The 25124-nt window shown below is 53.1% G+C and carries 17 protein-coding genes and 1 pseudogene; 13 read left to right on the forward strand and 5 right to left on the reverse strand.

What is annotated here, in order from left to right:
- The first annotated feature begins 1 nt into the window (after position 1).
- The 10 genes from RTW80_RS31485 (at position 2) to RTW80_RS18555 (ending at position 16036) form a co-directional block, all read left to right on the forward strand.
- Positions 2-58, forward strand: a complete 57-nt coding sequence (locus tag RTW80_RS31485; RefSeq protein WP_003032489.1) for an IS1 family transposase — start codon at positions 2-4, stop codon at positions 56-58.
- A 236-nt stretch (positions 59-294) separates the two neighbouring features.
- On the forward strand, positions 295-483 hold the full coding sequence (gene bcsR / locus RTW80_RS18515; RefSeq protein WP_001063318.1) for a cellulose biosynthesis protein BcsR: 189 nt from the start codon (positions 295-297) through the stop codon (positions 481-483).
- Between the two features lie 11 nt (positions 484-494).
- On the forward strand, positions 495-1247 hold the full coding sequence (bcsQ, locus tag RTW80_RS18520) for a cellulose biosynthesis protein BcsQ (RefSeq protein WP_000279531.1): 753 nt from the start codon (positions 495-497) through the stop codon (positions 1245-1247).
- Positions 1244-3862: a UDP-forming cellulose synthase catalytic subunit gene (gene bcsA, locus RTW80_RS18525; protein ID WP_063119135.1), complete on the forward strand. Its 2619-nt coding sequence runs from the start codon at positions 1244-1246 to the stop codon at positions 3860-3862. The genes bcsQ and bcsA overlap by 4 nt, the downstream gene beginning before the upstream one ends.
- A 10-nt stretch (positions 3863-3872) precedes the next feature.
- Positions 3873-6212 (forward strand): cellulose biosynthesis cyclic di-GMP-binding regulatory protein BcsB, encoded by a 2340-nt coding sequence (gene bcsB / locus RTW80_RS18530; RefSeq protein WP_001324588.1) that lies wholly within the window; start codon positions 3873-3875, stop codon positions 6210-6212.
- 6 nt (positions 6213-6218) lie between these two features.
- Positions 6219-7325, forward strand: a complete 1107-nt coding sequence (bcsZ, locus tag RTW80_RS18535) for a cellulose synthase complex periplasmic endoglucanase BcsZ (RefSeq protein ID WP_001351942.1) — start codon at positions 6219-6221, stop codon at positions 7323-7325.
- Positions 7307-10780, forward strand: coding sequence for a cellulose synthase complex outer membrane protein BcsC (bcsC, locus tag RTW80_RS18540; RefSeq protein WP_063119136.1), 3474 nt, complete (start codon positions 7307-7309; stop codon positions 10778-10780). The genes bcsZ and bcsC overlap by 19 nt, the downstream gene beginning before the upstream one ends.
- Before the next feature lie 81 nt (positions 10781-10861).
- Positions 10862-12850 carry a biofilm formation regulator HmsP gene (hmsP, locus tag RTW80_RS18545; protein WP_074152878.1) on the forward strand — a complete coding sequence of 663 codons (1989 nt, stop codon included), beginning with the start codon at positions 10862-10864 and terminating at the stop codon, positions 12848-12850.
- Between the two features lie 182 nt (positions 12851-13032).
- Positions 13033-14319 carry a C4-dicarboxylate transporter DctC gene (dctA, locus tag RTW80_RS18550; protein ID WP_000858214.1) on the forward strand — a complete coding sequence of 429 codons (1287 nt, stop codon included), beginning with the start codon at positions 13033-13035 and terminating at the stop codon, positions 14317-14319.
- A gap of 220 nt (positions 14320-14539) precedes the next feature.
- The gene (locus RTW80_RS18555) at positions 14540-16036 is read left to right on the forward strand and encodes a M16 family metallopeptidase (protein WP_001163141.1); all 1497 of its coding nucleotides are present in this window, start codon (positions 14540-14542) and stop codon (positions 16034-16036) included.
- A 95-nt stretch (positions 16037-16131) separates the two neighbouring features.
- On the opposite strand, the gene kdgK is transcribed toward RTW80_RS18555, so the two are convergent.
- The gene (gene kdgK / locus RTW80_RS18560) at positions 16132-17061 is read right to left on the reverse strand and encodes a 2-dehydro-3-deoxygluconokinase (RefSeq protein ID WP_000037562.1); all 930 of its coding nucleotides are present in this window, start codon (positions 17059-17061) and stop codon (positions 16132-16134) included.
- Between the two features lie 231 nt (positions 17062-17292).
- Between kdgK and pdeH the strand changes: the two genes are divergently transcribed.
- Positions 17293-18060: a cyclic-guanylate-specific phosphodiesterase gene (gene pdeH / locus RTW80_RS18565; protein ID WP_001295219.1), complete on the forward strand. Its 768-nt coding sequence runs from the start codon at positions 17293-17295 to the stop codon at positions 18058-18060.
- A gap of 69 nt (positions 18061-18129) precedes the next feature.
- Positions 18130-20190: an AsmA family protein gene (locus RTW80_RS18570; protein ID WP_001296794.1), complete on the forward strand. Its 2061-nt coding sequence runs from the start codon at positions 18130-18132 to the stop codon at positions 20188-20190.
- Between the two features lie 181 nt (positions 20191-20371).
- Here the strand turns inward: RTW80_RS18570 and RTW80_RS18575 are convergent, their stop codons facing one another.
- The 3 genes from RTW80_RS18575 to RTW80_RS18585 all read right to left on the reverse strand — a co-directional run bounded on the left by RTW80_RS18575 (position 20372) and on the right by RTW80_RS18585 (position 24066).
- Entirely contained in the window at positions 20372-21694 is a 1323-nt protein-coding gene (locus RTW80_RS18575; RefSeq protein ID WP_001149003.1) for an MFS transporter, read from the reverse strand.
- A 410-nt stretch (positions 21695-22104) separates the two neighbouring features.
- Positions 22105-23118, reverse strand: a complete 1014-nt coding sequence (gene yhjD, locus RTW80_RS18580; protein WP_000191237.1) for an inner membrane protein YhjD — start codon at positions 23116-23118, stop codon at positions 22105-22107.
- Between the two features lie 48 nt (positions 23119-23166).
- Positions 23167-24066 (reverse strand): LysR family transcriptional regulator, encoded by a 900-nt coding sequence (locus tag RTW80_RS18585; protein WP_001338712.1) that lies wholly within the window; start codon positions 24064-24066, stop codon positions 23167-23169.
- A gap of 519 nt (positions 24067-24585) precedes the next feature.
- On the opposite strand from RTW80_RS18585, the pseudogene RTW80_RS18590 reads away from it, so the two are divergent.
- Positions 24586-25047, forward strand: a pseudogene (locus tag RTW80_RS18590) (DNA-binding response regulator); the annotation flags it as partial.
- 16 nt (positions 25048-25063) lie between these two features.
- Here RTW80_RS18590 and RTW80_RS31490 read toward each other — a convergent pair.
- Positions 25064-25124, reverse strand: a 61-nt coding sequence (locus tag RTW80_RS31490; protein WP_071528444.1) for an IS1 family transposase, incomplete at its 5' end; no start/stop codon positions are given.

The following is a 25124-nucleotide window of genomic DNA, read 5'->3' on the forward strand; positions in this document are numbered from 1 at the left end:
GGTGGAGCTGCATGACAAAGTCATCGGGCATTATCTGAACATAAAACACTATCAATAAGTTGGAGTCATTACCCTACCATTGAAATTAAAACTTATCAGATTTAGCATGTGAATCAATTTAGAAGGTCACAAGACGTGTGATTTTAGTCTTTTCGTTTTTAACTTTTTCTGTTGCGTAACGGAAAGTCAAAAAGTGAGCAAATTCCCGTCTCGCCGTAAACAATAAACCGGCGAAATGCTCACGGTTAGAATTGTCTCATGAACGGTACGGTTATTTCATAGGGATCAAGCAATATGAATAACAATGAACCAGATACTCTGCCTGATCCCGCGATAGGCTATATCTTCCAGAATGATATTGTGGCGTTAAAGCAGGCATTTTCACTGCCTGATATTGATTATGCCGATATTTCCCAACGCGAACAGTTGGCCGCGGCATTAAAACGCTGGCCGTTGCTGGCAGAGTTTGCGCAACAAAAGTAGGGGATTGGTGAATGGCCGTACTGGGATTGCAGGGGGTGCGGGGAGGCGTGGGGACAACAACCATCACCGCCGCATTAGCCTGGTCATTACAAATGTTGGGAGAAAATGTCCTGGTGGTCGATGCCTGCCCGGACAACTTGTTGCGCCTGTCATTTAACGTTGATTTTACCCACCGTCAGGGCTGGGCCAGAGCGATGCTGGATGGCCAGGACTGGCGTGACGCCGGGTTGCGCTACACCTCGCAGCTCGATTTGCTGCCTTTTGGTCAGTTATCCATTGAAGAACAAGAAAATCCACAGCACTGGCAAACCCGGCTGAGCGATATTTGCTCCGGCTTACAGCAACTAAAAGCCAGCGGGCGTTACCAGTGGATTTTAATCGACTTACCGCGTGATGCCTCGCAGATAACCCACCAGCTGCTGAGTTTGTGCGATCACTCGCTGGCAATCGTCAATGTGGATGCCAACTGCCATATCCGACTGCATCAGCAAGCGCTGCCGGATGGCGCACATATTTTGATTAATAACTTCCGTATTGGCAGTCAGGTTCAGGACGATATTTACCAGCTTTGGTTGCAAAGCCAGCGCCGATTACTGCCGATGCTCATTCATCGTGATGAAGCGATGGCTGAATGCCTGGCGGCTAAGCAACCAGTAGGTGAATATCGCAGTGATGCGCTGGCGGCTGAAGAGATACTGACGCTGGCGAACTGGTGCCTGTTGAACTATTCCGGGCTGAAAACGCCAGTCGGGAGTAAATCATGAGTATCCTGACCCGGTGGTTGCTAATCCCGCCGGTCAACGCGCGGCTGATCGGGCGTTATCGCGATTATCGTCGCCACGGTGCGTCGGCTTTCAGCGCGACGCTCGGCTGTTTCTGGATGATCCTGGCCTGGATTTTTATTCCGCTGGAGCACCCGCGCTGGCAGCGTATTCGCGCAGAACATAAAAACCTGTATCCGCATATCAACGCCTCGCGTCCGCGTCCGCTGGACCCGGTCCGTTATCTCATTCAAACATGCTGGTTATTGATCGGTGCATCGCGCAAAGAAACGCCGAAACCGCGCAGGCGGGCATTTTCAGGTCTGCAAAATATTCGTGGACGTTACCATCAATGGATGAACGAGCTGCCTGAGCGCGTTAGCCATAAAACACAGCATCTTGATGAGAAAAAAGAGCTCGGTCATTTGAGTGCCGGGGCGCGGCGGTTGATCCTCGGTATCATCGTCACCTTCTCGCTGATTCTGGCGTTAATCTGCGTTACTCAGCCGTTTAACCCGCTGGCGCAGTTTATCTTCCTGATGCTGCTTTGGGGGGTAGCGCTGATCGTACGGCGGATGCCGGGGCGCTTCTCGGCGCTAATGTTGATTGTGCTGTCGCTGACCGTTTCTTGCCGTTATATCTGGTGGCGTTACACCTCTACGCTGAACTGGGACGATCCGGTCAGCCTGGTGTGCGGGCTTATTCTGCTCTTCGCTGAAACGTACACGTGGATTGTGCTGGTGCTCGGCTACTTCCAGGTAGTATGGCCGCTGAATCGTCAGCCGGTGCCATTGCCGAAAGATATGTCGCTGTGGCCGTCGGTGGATATCTTTGTCCCGACTTACAACGAAGATCTCAACGTGGTGAAAAATACCATTTACGCCTCGCTGGGTATCGACTGGCCGAAAGATAAGCTGAATATCTGGATCCTTGATGACGGCGGCAGGGAAGAGTTTCGCCAGTTTGCGCAAAACGTGGGGGTGAAATATATCGCCCGCACCACTCATGAACATGCGAAAGCAGGCAACATCAACAATGCGCTGAAATATGCCAAAGGCGAGTTCGTGTCGATTTTCGACTGCGACCACGTACCAACGCGATCGTTCTTGCAAATGACCATGGGCTGGTTCCTGAAAGAAAAACAGCTGGCGATGATGCAGACGCCGCACCACTTCTTCTCACCGGACCCGTTTGAACGCAACCTGGGGCGTTTTCGTAAAACACCGAACGAAGGCACGCTGTTCTATGGTCTGGTGCAGGATGGCAACGATATGTGGGACGCCACTTTCTTCTGCGGTTCCTGTGCGGTGATTCGTCGTAAGCCGCTGGATGAAATTGGCGGCATTGCTGTCGAAACCGTGACTGAAGATGCGCATACTTCTCTGCGGTTGCACCGTCGTGGCTATACCTCCGCGTATATGCGTATTCCGCAGGCGGCGGGGCTGGCGACCGAAAGTCTGTCGGCGCATATCGGTCAGCGTATTCGCTGGGCGCGCGGGATGGTACAAATCTTCCGTCTCGATAACCCGCTCACCGGTAAAGGGCTGAAGTTTGCTCAGCGGCTATGTTACGTCAACGCCATGTTCCACTTCTTGTCGGGCATTCCACGGCTGATCTTCCTGACTGCGCCGCTGGCGTTCCTGCTGCTTCATGCCTACATCATCTATGCGCCAGCGTTGATGATCGCCCTATTCGTGCTGCCGCATATGATCCATGCCAGCCTGACCAACTCCAAGATCCAGGGCAAATATCGCCACTCTTTCTGGAGTGAAATCTACGAAACGGTGCTGGCGTGGTATATCGCACCACCGACGCTGGTGGCGCTGATTAACCCGCACAAAGGCAAATTTAACGTCACCGCCAAAGGTGGACTGGTGGAAGAAGAGTACGTCGACTGGGTGATCTCGCGGCCCTACATCTTCCTTGTCCTGCTCAACCTGGTGGGCGTTGCGGTAGGCATCTGGCGCTACTTCTATGGCCCGCCAACCGAGATGCTCACCGTGGTCGTCAGTATGGTGTGGGTATTCTACAACCTGATTGTTCTTGGCGGCGCAGTTGCGGTATCGGTAGAAAGCAAACAGGTACGCCGATCGCACCGCGTGGAGATGACGATGCCCGCGGCAATTGCCCGCGAAGATGGTCACCTCTTCTCGTGTACCGTTCAGGATTTCTCCGACGGTGGTTTGGGGATCAAGATCAACGGTCAGGCGCAGATTCTGGAAGGGCAGAAAGTGAATCTGTTGCTTAAACGCGGTCAGCAGGAATACGTCTTCCCGACCCAGGTGGCGCGCGTGATGGGTAATGAAGTTGGGCTGAAATTAATGCCGCTCACCACCCAGCAACATATCGATTTTGTGCAGTGTACGTTTGCCCGTGCGGATACATGGGCGCTCTGGCAGGACAGCTATCCGGAAGATAAGCCGCTGGAAAGTCTGCTGGATATTCTGAAGCTCGGCTTCCGTGGCTACCGCCATCTGGCGGAGTTTGCGCCTTCTTCGGTGAAGGGCATATTCCGTGTGCTGACTTCTCTGGTTTCCTGGGTTGTATCGTTTATTCCGCGCCGCCCGGAGCGGAGCGAAACGGCACAACCATCGGATCAGGCTTTGGCTCAACAATGATGATAACGCGATGAAAAGAAAACTATTCTGGATTTGTGCAGTGGCTATGGGGATGAGTGCGTTCCCCTCTTTCATGACGCAGGCGACGCCAGCAACGCAACCACTGATCAATGCTGAGCCAGCTGTAGCCGCCCAGACGGAACAAAATCCGCAGGTGGGGCAAGTGATGCCGGGCGTGCAGGGCGCTGATGCGCCAGTCGTGGCGCAGAACGGTCCTTCGCGTGATGTGAAGCTGACCTTTGCGCAAATTGCACCGCCGCCGGGCAGCATGGTGCTACGTGGCATTAACCCGAACGGCAGCATTGAGTTTGGTATGCGCAGCGATGAAGTGGTGACGAAGGCGATGCTCAACCTCGAATACACCCCATCGCCATCGTTACTGCCTGTCCAGTCGCAGTTAAAGGTTTATCTCAATGATGAACTGATGGGCGTGCTGCCAGTGACCAAAGAACAGTTGGGTAAAAAAACGCTGGCGCAAATGCCCATTAACCCACTGTTTATTACCGACTTCAACCGTGTACGGCTGGAGTTTGTCGGCCATTATCAGGACGTGTGCGAAAACCCGGCCAGCACCACGCTTTGGCTGGATGTTGGGCGGAGCAGTGGACTGGATCTGACCTATCAGACCCTGAATGTGAAGAATGACCTGTCACACTTCCCGGTGCCATTCTTTGACCCGCGCGATAACCGTACTAACACCTTGCCGATGGTCTTTGCGGGTGCGCCGGATGTTGGGCTGCAACAAGCCTCTGCCATTGTCGCCTCGTGGTTTGGTTCGCGTTCTGGCTGGCGTGGGCAGAACTTCCCGGTGCTCTATAACCAACTGCCGGATCGTAATGCCATTGTCTTTGCAACCAACGACAAACGGCCGGACTTCCTGCGCGATCATCCGGCGGTAAAAGCCCCGGTGATTGAGATGATTAACCATCCGCAGAATCCTTACGTCAAACTGCTGGTGGTGTTTGGTCGTGACGACAAAGACCTGTTGCAGGCAGCGAAAGGTATCGCTCAGGGTAACATTCTGTTCCGTGGTGAAAGCGTGGTAGTGAATGAAGTGAAACCGCTGCTACCGCGTAAGCCTTACGATGCGCCGAACTGGGTACGTACCGATCGTCCGGTCACCTTTGGTGAACTGAAAACCTATGAAGAACAGTTACAATCCAGCGGTCTTGAGCCAGCAGCGATTAACGTTTCGCTAAACCTGCCACCGGATCTCTACCTGATGCGCAGTACCGGCATTGATATGGATATCAACTATCGCTACACCATGCCGCCGGTGAAAGACAGTTCGCGGATGGATATCAGCCTGAATAACCAGTTCCTGCAATCCTTCAACCTGAGCAGCAAACAGGAGGCGAACCGCCTGCTGCTGCGGATTCCGGTATTACAAGGTTTGCTGGATGGCAAAACAGATGTCTCTATTCCGGCGCTGAAACTGGGCGCGACCAACCAGCTGCGCTTCGACTTTGAGTATATGAACCCGATGCCAGGCGGTTCGGTAGATAACTGTATTACCTTCCAGCCGGTGCAGAATCATGTGGTGATTGGTGACGATTCCACCATCGACTTCTCGAAGTATTACCACTTCATCCCGATGCCGGATCTACGCGCCTTTGCTAACGCGGGCTTCCCATTCAGCCGGATGGCGGATCTGTCGCAAACCATCACCGTGATGCCGAAAGCGCCTAACGAAGCACAGATGGAAACGTTGCTGAATACTGTTGGTTTTATCGGCGCACAGACGGGCTTCCCGGCGATTAATCTGACGGTGACCGATGATGGCAGCACCATTCAGGGCAAAGATGCCGACATCATGATCATCGGTGGTATCCCGGACAAACTGAAAGACGATAAGCAGATCGACCTATTGGTGCAGGCGACCGAAAGCTGGGTGAAAACACCGATGCGCCAGACCCCGTTCCCCGGCATTGTACCGGACGAGAGCGATCGCGCGGCAGAAACCCGGTCAACGCTGACCTCTTCCGGTGCGATGGCGGCGGTGATTGGCTTCCAGTCGCCGTATAACGACCAGCGCAGCGTGATTGCGCTGCTGGCAGATAGCCCACGCGGTTATGAAATGCTTAACGATGCGGTGAACGATAGCGGCAAACGCGCCACCATGTTCGGTTCGGTCGCGGTGATCCGCGAGTCCGGTATCAACAGCCTACGTGTTGGCGACGTTTATTACGTAGGTCATCTGCCGTGGTTCGAGCGCTTGTGGTATGCGCTGGCAAACCATCCGATTCTGCTGGCGGTGCTGGCGGCAATCAGTGTGATATTGCTGGCATGGGTACTGTGGCGTCTGCTGCGAATTATTAGTCGTCGTCGTCTTAACCCGGATAACGAGTAATTGAAGATGAATGTGTTGCGTAGTGGACTCGTGACGATGCTGCTGCTGGCTGCCTTTAGTGTTCAGGCAGCCTGTACCTGGCCTGCCTGGGAGCAGTTTAAAAAGGATTACATCAGTCAGGAAGGGCGCGTCATCGACCCCAGCGACGCGCGCAAAATCACCACCTCCGAAGGGCAAAGTTACGGTATGTTCTTTGCCCTGGCGGCTAACGACCGTGCAGCTTTCGATAATATTCTCGACTGGACGCAGAACAATCTCGCTCAGGGTTCTTTAAAAGAAGGTTTGCCCGCCTGGCTGTGGGGCAAGAAAGAGAACAGTAAGTGGGAAGTGCTGGACAGCAATTCGGCCTCCGATGGTGATGTCTGGATGGCCTGGTCATTGCTGGAGGCGGGGCGTTTGTGGAAAGAGCAGCGTTATACCGACATCGGCAGCGCGTTGCTAAAACGTATCGCGCGGGAGGAAGTGGTGACGGTGCCTGGGCTGGGTTCCATGTTGTTACCGGGCAAAGTGGGTTTTGCTGAGGATAACAGCTGGCGTTTTAACCCCAGCTACCTGCCGCCGACGCTGGCGCAGTATTTCACCCGCTTTGGCGCGCCGTGGACTACGCTGCGCGAAACCAATCAACGTTTATTGCTGGAAACCGCCCCGAAAGGCTTTTCGCCAGACTGGGTGCGCTATGAGAAAGACAAAGGCTGGCAGCTAAAAGCCGAAAAAACATTGATCAGCAGCTACGACGCTATCCGCGTTTACATGTGGGTAGGCATGATGCCTGACAGCGATCCGCAAAAAGCGCGGATGCTCAACCGGTTTAAACCGATGGCGACATTCACTGAGAAAAACGGTTATCCGCCGGAAAAAGTGGATGTGGCTACGGGGAAAGCGCAGGGTAAAGGACCGGTCGGTTTTTCTGCCGCCATGCTGCCTTTTTTACAAAACCGCGATGCGCAGGCCGTTCAGCGCCAGCGCGTGGCCGATAACTTTCCCGGCAGCGATGCCTATTACAACTATGTGCTGACCCTGTTTGGACAAGGCTGGGATCAACACCGTTTCCGCTTCTCGACAAAAGGTGAGTTATTACCTGACTGGGGCCAGGAATGCGCAAATTCACACTAAACATATTCACGCTTTCCCTCGGTCTGGCCGTCATGCCGATGGTCGAGGCAGCACCAACCGCTCAGCAACAGTTGCTGGAGCAAGTTCGGTTAGGCGAAGCGACCCATCGTGAAGATCTGGTGCAACAGTCGTTATATCGGCTGGAACTTATTGATCCGAATAACCCGGACGTCGTTGCCGCCCGTTTCCGTTCTTTGTTACGTCAGGGCGATATTGATGGCGCGCAAAAACAGCTCGATCGGCTGTCGCAGTTAGCGCCGAGTTCAAATGCGTATAAATCGTCGCGGACTACGATGCTACTTTCCACGCCGGATGGTCGTCAGGCACTGCAACAGGCAAGATTGCAGGCGACTACCGGTCATGCGGAAGAAGCTGTGGCGAGTTACAACAAACTGTTCAACGGTGCGCCGCCGGAAGGTGACATTGCTGTCGAGTACTGGAGTACGGTGGCGAAAATTCCGGCTCGCCGTGGCGAAGCGATTAATCAGCTAAAACGCATTAATGCGGATACGCCGGGCAATACGGGCCTGCAAAACAATCTGGCGCTATTGCTGTTTAGTAGCGATCGCCGTGACGAAGGTTTTGCCGTCCTGGAACAGATGGCGAAATCGAACGCCGGGCGCGAAGGGGCCTCTAAAATCTGGTACGGGCAGATTAAAGACATGCCCGTCAGCGATGCCAGTGTGTCGGCGCTGAAAAAATATCTTTCGATCTTTAGTGATGGCGATAGCGTGGCGGCTGCGCAATCGCAACTGGCAGAACAGCAAAAACAGCTGGCCGATCCTGCTTTCCGCGCTCGTGCGCAAGGTTTAGCGGCGGTGGACTCTGGTATGGCGGGTAAAGCCATTCCCGAACTACAACAGGCAGTGCGGGCGAACCCGAAAGACAGTGAGGCTCTGGGGGCGCTGGGCCAGGCATATTCACAGAAAGGCGATCGCGCCAATGCAGTGGCGAATCTGGAAAAAGCCCTCGCACTGGACCCGCACAGCAGCAACAACGACAAATGGAATAGTCTGCTGAAAGTGAACCGCTACTGGCTGGCGATCCAGCAGGGCGATGCTGCGCTGAAAGCCAATAATCCTGACCGGGCAGAACGCCTGTTCCAGCAGGCGCGTAATGTCGATAACACCGACAGTTATGCAGTGCTGGGGCTGGGCGATGTGGCGATGGCGCGAAAAGATTATCCCGCCGCCGAACGTTATTATCAGCAGACCTTGCGTATGGACAGCGGCAACACTAACGCCGTGCGCGGGCTGGCAAATATTTACCGCCAGCAATCGCCAGAAAAAGCTGAAGCGTTTATCGCCTCGCTCTCTGCCAGTCAGCGGCGTAGCATTGATGATATCGAACGCAGCCTGCAAAACGACCGTCTGGCACAGCAGGCAGAGGCACTGGAAAACCAGGGCAAATGGGCGCAGGCGGCAGCACTTCAGCGGCAACGACTGGCGCTGGACCCCGGCAGTGTATGGATTACTTACCGACTTTCGCAGGATCTCTGGCAGGCCGGACAACGCAGCCAGGCCGATACGTTAATGCGCAATCTGGCGCAGCAGAAGCCGAATGACCCGGAGCAGGTTTACGCTTACGGGCTGTATCTCTCTGGTCATGACCAGGACAGAGCGGCGCTGGCGCATATCAACAGCCTGCCGCGTGCGCAGTGGAACAGCAATATTCAGGAGCTGGTTAATCGACTGCAAAGCGATCAGGTGCTGGAAACCGCTAACCGCCTGCGAGAAAGCGGCAAAGAGGCAGAAGCGGAAGCGATGCTGCGCCAGCAACCACCTTCCACGCGTATTGACCTCACGCTGGCTGACTGGGCGCAACAACGACGTGATTACACCGCCGCCCGCGCTGCATATCAGAATGTCCTGACGCGGGAGCCAGCTAACGCCGACGCCATTCTTGGTCTGACGGAAGTGGATATTGCTGCCGGTGACAAAGCGGCGGCACGTAGCCAGCTGGCGAAACTGCCCGCTACCGATAACGCCTCGCTGAACACACAGCGGCGCGTGGCGCTGGCACAGGCGCAGCTTGGCGATACCGCAGCAGCGCAGCGGACGTTTAATAAGTTGATCCCGCAGGCAAAATCTCAGCCACCGTCGATGGAAAGCGCGATGGTGCTGCGTGATGGTGCGAAGTTTGAAGCGCAGGCGGGCGATCCAACGCAGGCGCTGGAAACCTACAAAGACGCCATGGTCGCATCCGGTGTGACTACGACGCGTCCGCAGGATAACGACACCTTTACCCGACTGACCCGTAACGACGAGAAAGATGACTGGCTGAAACGTGGCGTGCGCAGCGATGCGGCGGACCTCTATCGCCAGCAGGATCTTAACGTCACCCTTGAGCACGATTACTGGGGTTCGAGCGGCACCGGTGGTTACTCCGATCTGAAAGCGCACACTACCATGTTGCAGGTGGATGCGCCGTATTCTGACGGGCGGATGTTCTTTCGCAGTGATTTCGTCAATATGAACGTCGGCAGTTTCTCCACTAATGCCGATGGCAAATGGGATGACAACTGGGGCACCTGTACATTACAGGACTGTAGCGGCAACCGCAGCCAGTCGGACTCTGGTGCCAGCGTGGCGGTCGGCTGGCGAAATGACGTCTGGAGCTGGGATATCGGTACCACGCCGATGGGCTTCAACGTGGTGGATGTGGTCGGCGCCATCAGTTACAGCGATGATATCGGGCCGCTGGGTTACACCGTTAACGCCCACCGTCGGCCCATCTCCAGTTCTTTGCTGGCCTTTGGTGGGCAAAAAGACTCCCCGAGCAATACCGGGAAAAAATGGGGGGGCGTACGTGCCGACGGTGTGGGGCTAAGTCTGAGCTACGATAAAGGTGAAGCAAACGGCGTCTGGGCATCGCTTAGTGGCGACCAGTTAACCGGTAAAAATGTCGAAGATAACTGGCGCGTGCGCTGGATGACGGGCTATTACTATAAGGTCATTAACCAGAACAATCGCCGCGTCACAATCGGCCTGAACAACATGATCTGGCATTACGACAAAGATCTGAGTGGCTACTCACTCGGTCAGGGCGGTTACTACAGTCCGCAGGAATACCTGTCGTTTGCCATACCGGTGATGTGGCGGGAGCGCACGGAAAACTGGTCGTGGGAGCTGGGTGCGTCTGGCTCGTGGTCGCATTCACGCACCAAAACCATGCCGCGTTATCCGCTGATGAATCTGATCCCGACCGACTGGCAGGAAGAAGCTGCGCGGCAATCCAACGATGGCGGCAGCAGTCAGGGCTTCGGCTACACGGCGCGGGCATTACTTGAACGACGTGTTACTTCCAACTGGTTTGTTGGCACGGCAATTGATATCCAGCAGGCGAAAGATTACGCACCCAGCCATTTCCTGCTCTACGTACGTTATTCCGCCGCCGGATGGCAGGGTGACATGGATTTACCGCCGCAGCCGCTGATACCTTACGCCGACTGGTAAGTTTTCAGATAGCGCCTCTCTTAATGCCGCTGCGATCGGGTATACTCGGGCGGCAATCTGGGATTTCCGGGGGGAGACAATTTGCGCGTAAGTCGCTCGTTAACAATCAAGCAGATGGCAATGGTGGCAGCCGTTGTCCTGGTGTTCGTTTTTATTTTTTGCACCGTTTTGCTGTTCCATCTGGTCCAGCAGAATCGCTATAACACGGCTACGCAACTGGAAAGCATTGCTCGCTCTGTCCGCGAACCCTTATCTTCAGCTATTTTGAAAGGCGATATTCCCGAAGCGGAAGCTATTCTTGCCAGCATTAAACCAGCAGGCGTGGTCAGCCGTGCCGATGTAGTGCTGCCTAACCAGTTCCAGGCGCTGCGTAAAAGTTTTATTCCAGAGCGCCCGGTGCCGGTAATGGTTACTCGCCTGTTTGAGCTACCGGTTCAAATCTCGCTGGGCGTTTACTCGCTCGAACGTCCGGCAAACCCGCAGCCAATTGCCTATCTGGTACTACAGGCGGATTCCTTCCGTATGTATAAGTTCGTGATGAGCACCCTCTCAACGTTAGTGACCATTTACTTACTTTTGTCGCTTATCCTGACCGTCGCCATCAGCTGGTGCATTAACCGACTGATTTTGCATCCGTTACGCAATATTGCTCGCGAACTTAACGCCATCCCAGCCAAGGAGCTTGTTGGTCACCAACTGGCATTACCGCGTCTGCATCAGGACGATGAAATCGGTATGTTGGTGCGCAGTTACAACCTCAACCAGCAATTGCTGCAGCGCCATTATGAAGAACAGAACGAAAATGCGATGCGCTTCCCGGTGTCGGATTTGCCGAACAAAGCCTTGCTGATGGAGATGCTGGAGCAGGTTGTCGCGCGTAAACAAACCACCGCGCTGATGATCATCACCTGTGAAACCCTGCGTGATACTGCGGGCGTGCTGAAAGAGGCGCAACGAGAAATTCTGCTGCTGACGCTGGTGGAAAAACTCAAATCGGTACTGTCGCCACGTATGATCCTCGCGCAGATTAGCGGTTATGACTTTGCTGTCATTGCCAACGGTGTACAGGAACCGTGGCACGCAATCACCTTATGTCAGCAAGTGCTCACTATCATGAGCGAGCGCCTGCCGATTGAACGTATTCAACTCCGTCCGCACTGTAGCATTGGCGTGGCGATGTTCTACGGCGATCTCACCGCCGAACAGCTTTACAGTCGCGCTATTTCTGCGGCATTTACCGCTCGCCATAAAGGCAAGAATCAGATTCAGTTCTTTGATCCGCAGCAGATGGAAGCCGCCCAGAAGCGGTTGACGGAAGAGAGCGATATCCTTAATGCACTGGAAAATCATCAGTTTGCTATTTGGTTACAGCCACAGGTCGAGATGACCAGCGGTAAACTGGTCAGTGCGGAAGTGTTACTGCGTATCCAGCAACCGGATGGCAGTTGGGACCTGCCGGATGGCTTAATCGATCGCATTGAGTGCTGTGGGCTGATGGTTACCGTCGGTCACTGGGTGCTGGAAGAGTCCTGTCGATTGCTTGCAGCCTGGCAAGAGCGCGGCATTATGCTGCCCTTGTCGGTAAACCTCTCTGCGCTGCAACTGATGCACCCGAATATGGTGGCGGATATGCTGGAACTGTTAACCCGCTATCGCATTCAGCCGGGAACACTGATTCTGGAAGTGACAGAAAGCCGACGTATTGACGACCCTCATGCTGCGGTGGCAATCCTCCGTCCGCTGCGCAATGCCGGAGTTCGGGTGGCGCTGGATGATTTCGGCATGGGCTACGCAGGGCTGCGTCAGCTGCAGCATATGAAATCGTTGCCAATCGACGTACTGAAAATCGACAAAATGTTTGTTGAAGGCTTGCCGGGAGATAGCAGCATGATTGCTGCAATTATCATGCTGGCGCAGAGCCTGAACTTACAAATGATTGCCGAAGGCGTGGAGACTGAAGCACAACGCGACTGGCTGGCAAAAGCGGGCGTTGGTATTGCCCAGGGCTTCCTTTTTGCTCGCCCACTCCCTATTGAAATCTTCGAAGAGAGTTACCTGGAAGAAAAGTAGCTACCCCAAACTGATTACAAAACTTTAAAAAGTGCTGGTTTGTGCGAGCCAGCTCAAACTTTTTAACCTTTTTGTTTCAATTATGATCCAGGTACATTTCTGTGATGTTGTCTGGGTGTTATTTTAAGGCCGCAGGTACCCCATAACCTTACAAGACCTGTGGTTTTACTAAAGGACACCCTATGAAAACCTCTCTGTTTAAAAGCCTTTACTTTCAGGTCCTGACAGCGATAGCCATTGGTATTCTCCTTGGCCATTTCTATCCTGAAATAGGCGAGCAAATGAAACCGCTTGGCGACGGCTTCGTTAAGCTCATTAAGATGATCATCGCTCCTGTCATCTTTTGTACCGTCGTAACGGGCATTGCGGGCATGGAAAGCATGAAGGCGGTCGGTCGTACCGGCGCAGTCGCACTGCTTTACTTTGAAATTGTCAGTACCATCGCGCTGATTATTGGTCTTATCATCGTTAACGTCGTGCAGCCTGGTGCCGGAATGAACGTCGATCCGGCAACGCTTGATGCGAAAGCGGTAGCGGTTTACGCCGATCAGGCGAAAGACCAGGGCATTGTCGCCTTCATTATGGATGTCATCCCGGCGAGCGTCATTGGCGCATTTGCCAGCGGTAACATTCTGCAGGTGCTGCTGTTTGCCGTACTGTTTGGTTTTGCGCTCCACCGTCTGGGCAGCAAAGGCCAACTGATTTTTAACGTCATCGAAAGTTTCTCGCAGGTCATCTTCGGCATCATCAATATGATCATGCGTCTGGCACCTATTGGTGCGTTCGGGGCAATGGCGTTTACCATCGGTAAATACGGCGTCGGCACACTGGTGCAACTGGGGCAGCTGATTATCTGTTTCTACATTACCTGTATCCTGTTTGTGGTGCTGGTATTGGGTTCAATCGCTAAAGCGACTGGTTTCAGTATCTTCAAATTTATCCGCTACATCCGTGAAGAACTGCTGATTGTACTGGGGACTTCATCTTCCGAGTCGGCGCTGCCGCGTATGCTCGACAAGATGGAGAAACTCGGCTGCCGTAAATCGGTGGTGGGGCTGGTCATCCCGACAGGCTACTCGTTTAACCTTGATGGCACATCGATATACCTGACAATGGCGGCGGTGTTTATCGCCCAGGCCACTAACAGTCAGATGGATATCGTCCACCAAATCACGCTGTTAATCGTGTTGCTGCTTTCTTCTAAAGGGGCGGCAGGGGTAACGGGTAGTGGCTTTATCGTGCTGGCGGCGACGCTCTCTGCGGTGGGCCATTTGCCGGTAGCGGGTCTGGCGCTGATCCTCGGTATCGACCGCTTTATGTCAGAAGCTCGTGCGCTGACTAACCTGGTCGGTAACGGCGTAGCGACCATTGTCGTTGCTAAGTGGGTGAAAGAACTGGACCACAAAAAACTGGACGATGTGCTGAATAATCGTGCGCCGGATGGCAAAACGCACGAATTATCCTCTTAATCTCATCACTTATGCCCGCACTCCCTTCCCCGAGTGCGGGTGTTTGCGCATAATTGACCCCTGTGCCTGAACTTACCACCTGGGTGAGTTCAGGTTTATTTCACTTCTTCCGTGACATTTTCATGTTCTTGCGGTCTAACACGAAGTGTTTTTAACGTCATTTAGACTGACCGACAACGGGCAGTTTTTTTATTACCAGGATAGTTGATCAGGGGTTCACATGCAGGGCACAAAAATTCGACTTTTAGCGGGCGGTTTGCTGATGATGGCCACTGCTGGCTATGTGCAGGCAGATGCGCTCCAGCCTGATCCAGCATGGCAACAGGGGACGCTTTCCAACGGTTTACAGTGGCAAGTGCTGACCACCCCCCAGCGTCCCAGCGATCGTGTTGAAATTCGCCTGCTGGTTAATACCGGTTCGCTCGCCGAAAGTACACAACAGAGCGGTTACAGTCACGCCATCCCTCGTATTGCGCTAACGCAAAGCGGTGGCCTTGACGCAGCACAGGCGCGTTCATTGTGGCAGCAGGGGATCGACCCTAAACGCCCGATGCCGCCGGTAATTGTCTCTTATGACACCACGCTGTTTAATCTGAGTTTGCCCAATAACCGTAACGATTTGCTGAAAGAAGCGCTCTCTTATCTGGCAAATGCCACTGGCAAATTGACCATCACACCAGAAACCATCAACCACGCGCTGCAAAGTCAGGACATGGTGGCAACCTGGCCTGCCGATACTAAAGAGGGCTGGTGGCGCTATCGTCTGAAAGGGTCAACCTTGTTAGGTCACGATCCTGCCGATCCGCTGAAACAACCCGTTGAAGCGGAAAAAATTAAAGATTTCTATCAGAAATGGTACACCCCGGATGCAATGACGCTACTGGTGGTGGGAAACGTGGATGCGCGCTCGGTTGTCGACCAAATAAACAAAACGTTTGGCGAACTGAAAGGCAAACGTGAAACGCCAGCTCCGGTGCCGACGCTTTCTCCGCTGCGTGCGGAAGCGGTGAGTATTATGACTGACGCGGTGCGTCAGGACCGGTTATCTATCATGTGGGATACGCCGTGGCAGCCGATTCGTGAATCAGCCGCACTGCTGCGCTACTGGCGTGCGGACCTGGCCCGCGAGGCGCTGTTCTGGCATGTTCAGCAAGCGTTAAGTGCCAGTAACAGCAAAGACATCGGTCTTGGATTTGACTGCCGTGTGCTGTATCTGCGTGCGCAGTGTGCCATCAACATCGAATCACCAAACGACAAGCTGAACAGCAACCTTAATCTGGTGGCGCGTGAACTGGCGAAGGTTCGCGATAAAGGTCTGCCGGAAGAAGAGTTCAATGCGTTAGTGGCGCAAAAGAAACTGGAGCTGCAGAAACTGTTTGCCGCCTATGCACGAGCTGATACCGATATTCTGATGGGTCAGCGGATGCGTTCGTTGCAAAATCAGGTTGTCGATATCGCGCCGGAGCAATATCAGAAACTGCGGCAGGATTTCCTTAATAGCCTGACGGTAGAGATGTTAAATCAGGATCTGCGTCAACAGTTGTCGAATGATATGGCGTTAATACTGCTGCAGCCGAAAGGCGAGCCGGAATTTAACATGAAAGCGTTGCAGGCGGTCTGGGATCAAATCATGGCCCCATCTACCGCCGCTGCGACCACCTCTGTCGCCACGGATGACGTACATCCTGAAGTGACGGATATTCCACCTGCACAGTAATGCCTGATGGTGATGAGTTAGCACAACCATCAGGTATTTATGGATGAGCTGGATAGAGGGGTAACACTTTATCCAGCCTTTTGCATATGCTGCGTTTACGCTGGCATCGCCTCACGCGGGATAATCGCGCCGCGATACTGAATAACGGTACTTGCGGTCAGGTGCCCACGTTTCGCCGCGTCTTCCGCGCTGCCGCCTGTCAGACGTACCGCCAGATAACCGGCACTGAAAGAGTCGCCAGCTGCGGTGGTATCGATCACTTTTTCTTTCGGCAGTTTCACCGCCGGAACATCCACTAACCCTTCGCCAGCAATGGACACCAGGCAAGAATCCGCCCCGCGTTTCACCACCACTTCTTTCACGCCCGCGTTATGGGTGCGCGCAATGACGTCTTCCACCGGCTGTTGACCCCACAGCGCGTCTTCGTCGTCCAGCGTCAGGAAGGCGATATCCGTGCATTCCAGCATTTGTTGGTACACCTGCTGTGTCTCTTCTTTGCTGGCCCACAGGCGCGGACGATAGTTATTGTCGAAAATCACTTTTCCGCCGTTGGCGCGGCATTCGCGCAGCAGGGAAAGCAGCTTTTCGCGGCTGGTCGGGCTTAAGATCGCCAGGCTAATCCCGCTCAGGTAGAGATAATCGAAATTCGCCAGCTCTTCGCAAATCGCCGCAGACTGCTCACTCTCCAGCCAGAATTTGGCGGCGGCTTCGTTCCGCCAGTAGTAGAACGTACGCTCGCCGGTGCTGTCGGTTTCAATGTAGTAAAGGCCCGGCAGACGGTTTTCCATCCGTTGGGTCAGGGAAGTATCAACGTTCTCGCCGTGCCAGGCGTCCAGCATCTGCTGGCTAAAACTGTCCGTTCCCAGCGCCGTTACGTAATGAACGGTTAATGCCGCAGGATCGACCTGACGGGCGATATAGACGGAAGTGTTCAGGGTATCGCCGCCGAAACCGCGCTTAACGTCCGCGCCTTTCTCGGAAAGCTCAATCATGCATTCGCCAATCACGGCAATCTTTTTGGACATAGTCGTGAACCTGATCTGTAAAAAATTAGCGTTAGTTTGCGCTGTGGTGGTTTGCTGGTCAACCATATTAAAACAGTGTTCCATTATTTTTTTGAGCCAGAACGTATTCCTGAAAGATTCCGTTGTGGAGTGAGGAAATTTACCCCGGCCAGGCGGTAAAGTTCTGCCCTTACGCGCCGATAATCTTTGTCGAGTCCGGGCAGCATCACTTTTAAACACAGGACATCTTTGATGATAAGGCAGGTTATCCAGCGAATAAGCAACCCTGAAGCAAGCATCGAGAGCTTGCAGGAACGGCGTTTTTGGTTGCAGTGTGAGCGTGCTTACACCTGGCAGCCGATCTATCAAACATGCGGGCGGTTAATGGCCGTGGAGCTATTAACGGTGGTCACGCATCCCTTGAACCCTTCGCAACGCCTGCCGCCGGATCGCTATTTTACTGAAATCACCGTCAGCCATCGGATGGAGGTTGTGAAAGAGCAGATTGATTTGCTGGCGCAAAAAGCCGACTTCTTTATAGAGCACGGCCTGCTGGCATCGGTCAATATTGATGGCCCTACGCTCATCGCCCTGCGTCAGCAACCAAAAATCCTGCGCCAGATTGAGCGTCTTCCCTGGCTGCGTTTCGAACTGGTGGAGCATATCCGTCTGCCGAAAGATTCAACCTTTGCCTCGATGTGTGAATTTGGCCCGCTGTGGCTGGATGATTTTGGTACCGGGATGGCAAATTTCTCTGCGCTAAGTGAAGTGCGTTATGACTACATCAAAATCGCGCGAGAACTGTTTGTGATGCTGCGTCAGTCGCCGGAAGGACGCACACTCTTTTCTCAGCTTTTACATCTAATGAATCGCTATTGTCGCGGGGTGATTGTCGAGGGCGTAGAAACGCCGGAAGAGTGGCGTGATGTTCAGAACTCGCCCGCATTCGCCGCACAAGGCTGGTTTCTTTCACGCCCGGCACCGATAGAAACGCTGAATACGGCGGTTCTGGCGCTATAAGCTGCCTCATTTTCCGCCTGGCTGGACTATCTTTAGGACTGGCACAGGAAGAATATGAGGAAGCGAACGATGAGCAAGGCAGGCAAAATAACCGCTGCGATTTCAGGGGCTTTCTTGTTGTTGATTGTCGTGGCGATCATTTTGATTGCAACTTTTGACTGGAATCGACTCAAACCGACTATCAACCAGAAAGTCTCTGCGGAGTTGAATCGTCCGTTCGCTATCCGTGGCGATCTGGGCGTGGTGTGGGAGCGGCAAAAACAAGAAACTGGCTGGCGCAGCTGGGTGCCGTGGCCCCATGTACACGCGGAAGACATCATTCTTGGCAATCCACCGGATATTCCCGAAGTCACGATGGTGCATTTGCCACGCGTAGAGGCAACGCTGGCCCCGCTGGCGCTGCTGACCAAAACGGTCTGGCTGCCGTGGATCAAGCTCGAAAAGCCCGACGCGCGCCTGATTCGCCTCTCTGAAAAGAACAATAACTGGACGTTTAATCTTGCCAACGATGATAACAAAGACGCGAATGCAAAGCCGTCGGCATGGTCGTTTCGGCTGGATAATATTCTTTTCGATCAAGGGCGGATCGCCATTGATGACAAAGTAAGCAAAGCGGATCTGGAGATTTTTGTTGATCCCTTAGGCAAGCCGCTGCCGTTCAGCGAAGTTACTGGATCGAAAGGTAAAGCGGATAAAGAAAAGGTGGGCGATTACGTTTTTGGCCTGAAGGCGCAGGGACGATATAACGGTGAACCGCTCACGGGTACGGGAAAAATAGGCGGTATGCTGGCGCTGCGTGGCGAAGGGACGCCGTTTCCGGTACAGGCTGATTTCCGCTCTGGTAACACCCGTGTTGCTTTTGATGGCGTCGTGAATGACCCAATGAAGATGGGCGGTGTCGATTTACGGCTTAAATTTTCTGGCGATTCACTGGGTGATCTCTATGAACTGACGGGCGTTCTGCTGCCCGATACCCCGCCGTTTGAAACGGATGGTCGGCTGGTAGCGAAAATCGACACTGAAAAATCGTCGGTCTTTGATTATCGCGGTTTTAATGGGCGAATTGGTGATAGCGATATCCACGGTTCTCTGGTCTACACCACCGGAAAGCCACGACCAAAACTGGAAGGTGATGTCGAGTCGCGGCAATTGCGGCTGGCGGACCTGGGACCGTTGATTGGCGTTGATTCCGGGAAAGGGGCAGAAAAGTCGAAACGGTCTGAACAGAAGAAGGGCGAAAAAAGCGTTCAGCCTGCGGGCAAAGTGCTGCCTTATGACCGCTTCGAAACCGATAAATGGGACGTTATGGATGCCGATGTTCGCTTCAAAGGGCGGCGCATTGAGCATGGCAGTAGCCTGCCGATTAGCGATCTTTCTACTCATATCATCCTCAAAAATGCTGACCTGCGCCTGCAACCGCTGAAATTTGGCATGGCGGGCGGCAGCATTGCGGCGAATATTCATCTGGAAGGCGATAAAAAGCCGATGCAGGGGCGGGCAGATATTCAGGCTCGTCGACTGAAACTGAAAGAACTGATGCCCGATGTGGAACTGATGCAGAAGACGCTGGGGGAAATGAACGGTGACGCGGAACTACGCGGTAGCGGTAACTCGGTGGCGGCACTTTTAGGCAACAGTAACGGCAACCTGAAACTGTTGATGAATGACGGGCTGGTGAGCCGCAACCTGATGGAGATTGTTGGGCTGAATGTCGGCAACTACATTGTCGGTGCGATATTTGGTGATGATGAGGTGCGGGTGAACTGCGCGGCGGCGAATCTGAATATTGCCAACGGCGTGGCGCGCCCGCAGATTTTTGCTTTCGATACTGAGAACGCGTTGATTAATGTTACCGGCACGGCAAGTTTTGCTTCGGAACAGCTGGATTTGACTATTGATCCGGAGAGTAAAGGAATTCGGATTATCACACTGCGTTCGCCGCTGTATGTGCGGGGGACGTTTAAAAATCCGCAGGCTGGGGTGAAAGCCGGACCGCTGATTGCCCGTGGTGCTGTTGCTGCGGCACTGGCAACGCTGGTAACACCGGCGGCGGCGTTACTGGCACTGATCTCACCTTCCGAAGGGGAGGCTAATCAGTGTCGGACGATTTTGTCGCAGATGAAGAAGTGATGATAATTGCCGGATGTCTGACATCCGGCAATTAAACAGATTTAGATTGTTGGCAAAGTGTGCTTTGTTCATGCCGGATGCGGCGTGAACGCCTTATCCGGCCTACAAATCCTTGCGAATTCAATATATTGTATGGAAATTCAGGCCTGATAAGCGTAGCGCATCAGGCTTTTCACTCTTATTACAACGACTGATGTCGCGTCTCATGGGTCAGCAGCAGGGCGATTAACGTCAAGCCAGCCATCGCCGCCAGATATAACCCCACCGCACCTAGCCCGTAGTTAGTCTGCAACCAGGCTGCGATATATGGCGCAACGGAAGCCCCGAGAATCGACGCTACGTTGTAAGAGAACGATGCTCCGGTGTAACGCACTTCTGTCGGAAACAGCTCTGGTAACAGCGCACCCATTGGCCCGAAGGTCAGACCCATCAGACTTAACCCCAGCAGCAGGAAGGCAAAAACCAGAATCGGGTTGCCAGAACCGAGCAGTGGGTTAAAGGCGAACAGCGCGAACAGGATGATCAGCGTGGTGATGATTACCATGCTTTTACGGCGACCAAAGGCATCAGCCAGTAATCCAGCGACTGGCACCATCACGCCAAAACCAATAACTGCCATCATCAACATCCACAACACTTCGTTACGCGGCAGGCCAAGCCCAACTGGCGCGGCGGCGGTACTAAAGGTCATAGAGTAGACCGTCATGATGTAAAACAGCGTATAGGTTGCCAGCATAATGAACGTACCCAGTACGGTTACGCGAACATGTTTGGTCAGCAGCGTACCCAGCGGGATCTTCACCTGTTTTTTCGCTTTAGCGACTTTCTCAAACACCGGCGACTCATGCAGCGACACGCGAACATACAGGCCGATAATGACCAGCACCGCCGAGAAGATAAATGGCACACGCCAGCCCCAGCTCATAAACTGCTCGTCGGTCAGTAGCCAGGAAAGCAGCAAGAAAGTGCCATTGGCAAAGAAGAAGCCAATCGGTGCGCCCAGCTGCGGAAAGGAGCCATACAGTGCACGTTTGCGCGGTGGGGCGTTTTCAGTCGCCAGCAGCGCCGCGCCGCCCCATTCACCGCCTAAGCCCAGACCCTGACCAAATCGAGCCAGCGCCAGCAGCAGCGGGGCGAAAATACCAATCGTGGCATAGCCCGGCAGCAGACCAATCACCACGGTCGAAATCCCCATCGTTAGCAACGAGGCGACCAGCGTCGCTTTACGCCCAACGCGATCGCCAAAATGACCAAAAACGGCAGAGCCAATGGGGCGCGCGACGAAGGCGATGGCGAAGGTGGCGAGCGACTGTAGCGTTGCTGCCGTAGGATCGCCCTGCGGGAAGAAGATATGCGGAAACACAATAACGGCCGCAGTGGCGTAAATGTAAAAGTCGAAGAACTCAATGGCTGTGCCAATGAGAGAGGCGACAAGGACTTTATTACGCGAGTTGATCGGCGTGTATTCTTGCTCGTGGTCGAGTGTTGTGGCTGTTGCTTGCATAATCTTTTCTTATTTTTTGGCTAACGAATAGCCATATTACGCACAGCAAAAGTGATATTTCAATGTGTAACAAATCGCGGAAATGGTCAAAAATCAGGCAAAAAGGGGATAATGTTTAGGCCAGTGATTTTTCTTCTATGAAATGCTTCACATAATTTTATAAATAGTGGATAAAACTGGTTTCAGGTTAAATAAAAGTTACCAACTGGATTTATATGCTGGGGTTATGAGTTGGAATGAAATTGTTTGCTCCCAAATAGATGGCTGAAGAGGCTCTGGGGACGAGTTTCAAGAGGTTATGTGCGCATTATAGCCGGATGCGATGCTGGCGCATCTTATCCGGCCTACGGGGAGCCAGGCCGAATAAAATCGTATGCCGGATAAGGCGTTTACGCCGCATCCGGCCTATTTTAAGGCTGCGTTTTCCCCGGCATTCGCGGGTCGTCTTTATATTCGGCGGTGGCAATCCACGCCGCGCAAAACAGCGTCAAACGGGCGAAGAAGTAGAAAAATGCCATCAGCCCCAGCACGGAACCAAATGCTGCGCCAGAGGGGGATTTCATCAACGATGGCAGGGTGTAGGTCATCACGATTTTAATCACTTCAAAACCAATAGCAGCCAGAAATGTTCCGCGAATCAGGGCTTTTTTGCGCGGACGGTGGCGCGGCAACCGCCAGAAGATCCAGAAGAAAAGCAGATAGTTGGCGAAGATGGAAATCGCCAGGCCAATCAATCGCCACGTCGGTTTCAGCCACTCAATGCTGTTCAGGTGCAGGGCGCTAATAATCATTTGCTGCGCCGAACCGGCAACCGAGGTGATCGAAAGCGTCACAATCAGCGCAATCAACAAACCAATCAGCGAAATAAAATCTCGCAGATATTTTACCCAGAACTTCTCCTGATCTTGCGGCGAGCGTTCCCAGACATCGCGCGACTGGGCACGAATCGCTTCACGCAGGTTACCCATCCAGTTGATGCCGGAATAAAGTGCCACCGCCAGGCCGACAAGCCCTACAGTCGTACGCTGCTGAACGGCGGTGTTGATGGTGTTTTTCAACGTGGCGGCTAGCGTCGGATCGCTGATGTTTTGCAGAATTTTGTCGAAGATATCCTGTAGCAACATCGGATGGGAGGCCAGCACAAAGCCCCCTGCGGCAAACGACACCATCAAAATTGGTATCATCGACAAAAATGAGAAATAGGTGATAGCCGCACCAAACTGGTTACCCAGCCGATCGTTAAAGCGTTCTGTCGCGCGAATCAGGTGCGCAATAACCGGTTGGCGTTGGACTTTTTCGGCAGTGGTGGTGACGGTTTCCAGCGCCTGGCTAACTTTGCTGCCTTTCTCGCTATTATCCAACGGCTTAATCGGCTCGTGCTCCAGATCCTGGATGGGACGTTTGATCTCGTTTTCCTGCGTCATCCGCTCTTTTGTCCTTCTGTCGTGGTCATTCTTAAAAAGTATAGTCGGTCAGTCCAGGTACTCTTTCATTACGCCAGCCAGCCACTGCATAAACAGGTTTACACGCCGGGAAAGCTCCCGACGCTGCGGATAAACCAGCGAAAGGGAGAGCGGCTCGGCACGGTAGCCAGGTAATACTTCAATAAGCCGCCCGGCACGCAGGGCTTCGCGCACGGCAATGCGCGGGATCTGAATAATCCCCAGACCGGCAAGACCGGCGGCGAGATAGTTTTCGCTACTGTTTACCGTCAACATGCCGCCAGACTTAAACCACTGGACGCCATTAACGCTGGCAACCTCAAAACCTAACGGATGTACACCCAGATGCGGTGTATAACGCACTATTGCGTGTGAAGTCAGATCATCGGGGCTTTGCGGATAACCAAAGCGCGTCAGATAGTGCGGACTGGCACAGTTGACCATGGTCAGTTTGCCGAGGGGACGGGCGATAACGCCATCTTCCGGTAACGCGCCAGTGCGTATCACGCAATCAAAACCATCATGAAGAATATCTACCGGACGGTTATGGCTACTCAGTTCCAGCTCAATTCCCGGATGCTGATAGAGAAATTCCGACAGACGCGGCAGTAACAGGTTTTTCGCGATTCCTGACGGGATGTCGATGCGTAATTTACCGCTGATACTGGTGGCATCCTGTTGAAACAGACCGTCCAGTTCGCTGAGATTACTCAACACATCTTTTGCCCGTTGATAATAGGTCATGCCTTCTGGCGTGAGTTTGACCCGTCGCGTAGTGCGCTGGAGAAGCTGGGTGCCAAGTTGATGTTCCAGTGCCTGTATCTGGCGCGAAACACTTCCCTTTGGCAAAGCAAAGAAATCCGCCGCGCGGGAAAAACTTTCCAGCTCCGCGACTTTGATGAACAACTGCATTGCGTGAATTTTATCCATTTCTTTGACCGATTGTTGTTCACAGCGAAACAGTAACGCGCATATCGCATTGTTTATTGTTTTTTCTAACATCTAATGCCGGGTTTCACAATGTTGTCATGACGAATGTGGCGATTTCTCAGCAGGAAAAGGGCGGAATAGCTTTCTGAGAAAGGTGAATCCCCTTAAACAGAGCGTATTTTTCAGTGATTCCCTTTAAAGTGAATAGAGGACGTATTGGCTATTTGTGCTTATTTTTGTCTCATTGCCATTTGTTATTTTGGCTTGTAGTCGCGGAGTTTCATTTTTAATTGCATGCGTACTAACCACCAATATAAGGAAATCCTCAAAATTGTTTTAAATAGTGCCCTCGACATGTAATTTCAGGCGTTTAGCTGTAACTATTTATATCGGTAACTATTTTCTACGCGTCATCTCTGTAGAATGGCCACCGCCAAATGGCGAATTCTTATTTTTTCTCGCGGGTAATACCCTTCCACTACTTAAGTCTTTTTAACGTATTCAGGTGGAGATTCAGTTATGCAAATAGTCATGTTTGACAGGCAGTCAATATTTATTCATGGAATGAAAATCAGTTTACAGCAGCGTATTCCAGGAGTGAGTATTCAGGGGGCCAGTCAGGCAGACGAGTTATGGCAAAAGCTGGAAAGTTACCCTGAAGCCTTAGTTATGCTCGATGGCGATCAGGATGGTGAGTTTTGCTACTGGTTGCTGCAAAAAACCGTGGTGCAGTTTCCTGAGGTTAAGGTGTTAATCACGGCGACGGATTGCAATAAACGGTGGTTACAGGAAGTTATCCATTTTAATGTGCTGGCCATTGTGCCTCGTGATTCAACCGTCGAGACATTTGCGTTGGCGGTAAATAGTGCGGCGATGGGGATGATGTTTCTGCCTGGAGACTGGCGGACGACGCCGGAAAAGGACATTAAAGATCTCAAATCGTTAAGCGCCCGCCAGCGGGAGATTTTAACCATGTTAGCGGGGTAATGACTCCAACTTATTGATAGTGTTTTATGTTCAGATAATGCCCGATGACTTTGTCATGCAGCTCCACCGAT

The organism is Escherichia sp. AM3 (assembly GCF_032029835.1).
Lineage (GTDB): Bacteria > Pseudomonadota > Gammaproteobacteria > Enterobacterales > Enterobacteriaceae > Escherichia > Escherichia coli.

Coding starts and splice junctions, on each gene's coding strand:
- bcsR (WP_001063318.1), top strand. CDS start 295: ATGAATAACAATGAACCAGATACTCTGCCTGATCCCGCGATAGGCTAT.
- bcsB (WP_001324588.1), top strand. CDS start 3,873: ATGAAAAGAAAACTATTCTGGATTTGTGCAGTGGCTATGGGGATGAGT.
- RTW80_RS18570 (WP_001296794.1), top strand. CDS start 18,130: ATGAGCAAGGCAGGCAAAATAACCGCTGCGATTTCAGGGGCTTTCTTG.
- bcsZ (WP_001351942.1), top strand. CDS start 6,219: ATGAATGTGTTGCGTAGTGGACTCGTGACGATGCTGCTGCTGGCTGCC.
- RTW80_RS18555 (WP_001163141.1), top strand. CDS start 14,540: ATGCAGGGCACAAAAATTCGACTTTTAGCGGGCGGTTTGCTGATGATG.
- RTW80_RS18585 (WP_001338712.1), bottom strand. CDS start 24,066: ATGGATAAAATTCACGCAATGCAGTTGTTCATCAAAGTCGCGGAGCTG.
- bcsA (WP_063119135.1), top strand. CDS start 1,244: ATGAGTATCCTGACCCGGTGGTTGCTAATCCCGCCGGTCAACGCGCGG.
- yhjD (WP_000191237.1), bottom strand. CDS start 23,118: ATGACGCAGGAAAACGAGATCAAACGTCCCATCCAGGATCTGGAGCAC.
- bcsC (WP_063119136.1), top strand. CDS start 7,307: ATGCGCAAATTCACACTAAACATATTCACGCTTTCCCTCGGTCTGGCC.
- pdeH (WP_001295219.1), top strand. CDS start 17,293: ATGATAAGGCAGGTTATCCAGCGAATAAGCAACCCTGAAGCAAGCATC.
- bcsQ (WP_000279531.1), top strand. CDS start 495: ATGGCCGTACTGGGATTGCAGGGGGTGCGGGGAGGCGTGGGGACAACA.
- RTW80_RS18575 (WP_001149003.1), bottom strand. CDS start 21,694: ATGCAAGCAACAGCCACAACACTCGACCACGAGCAAGAATACACGCCG.
- dctA (WP_000858214.1), top strand. CDS start 13,033: ATGAAAACCTCTCTGTTTAAAAGCCTTTACTTTCAGGTCCTGACAGCG.
- kdgK (WP_000037562.1), bottom strand. CDS start 17,061: ATGTCCAAAAAGATTGCCGTGATTGGCGAATGCATGATTGAGCTTTCC.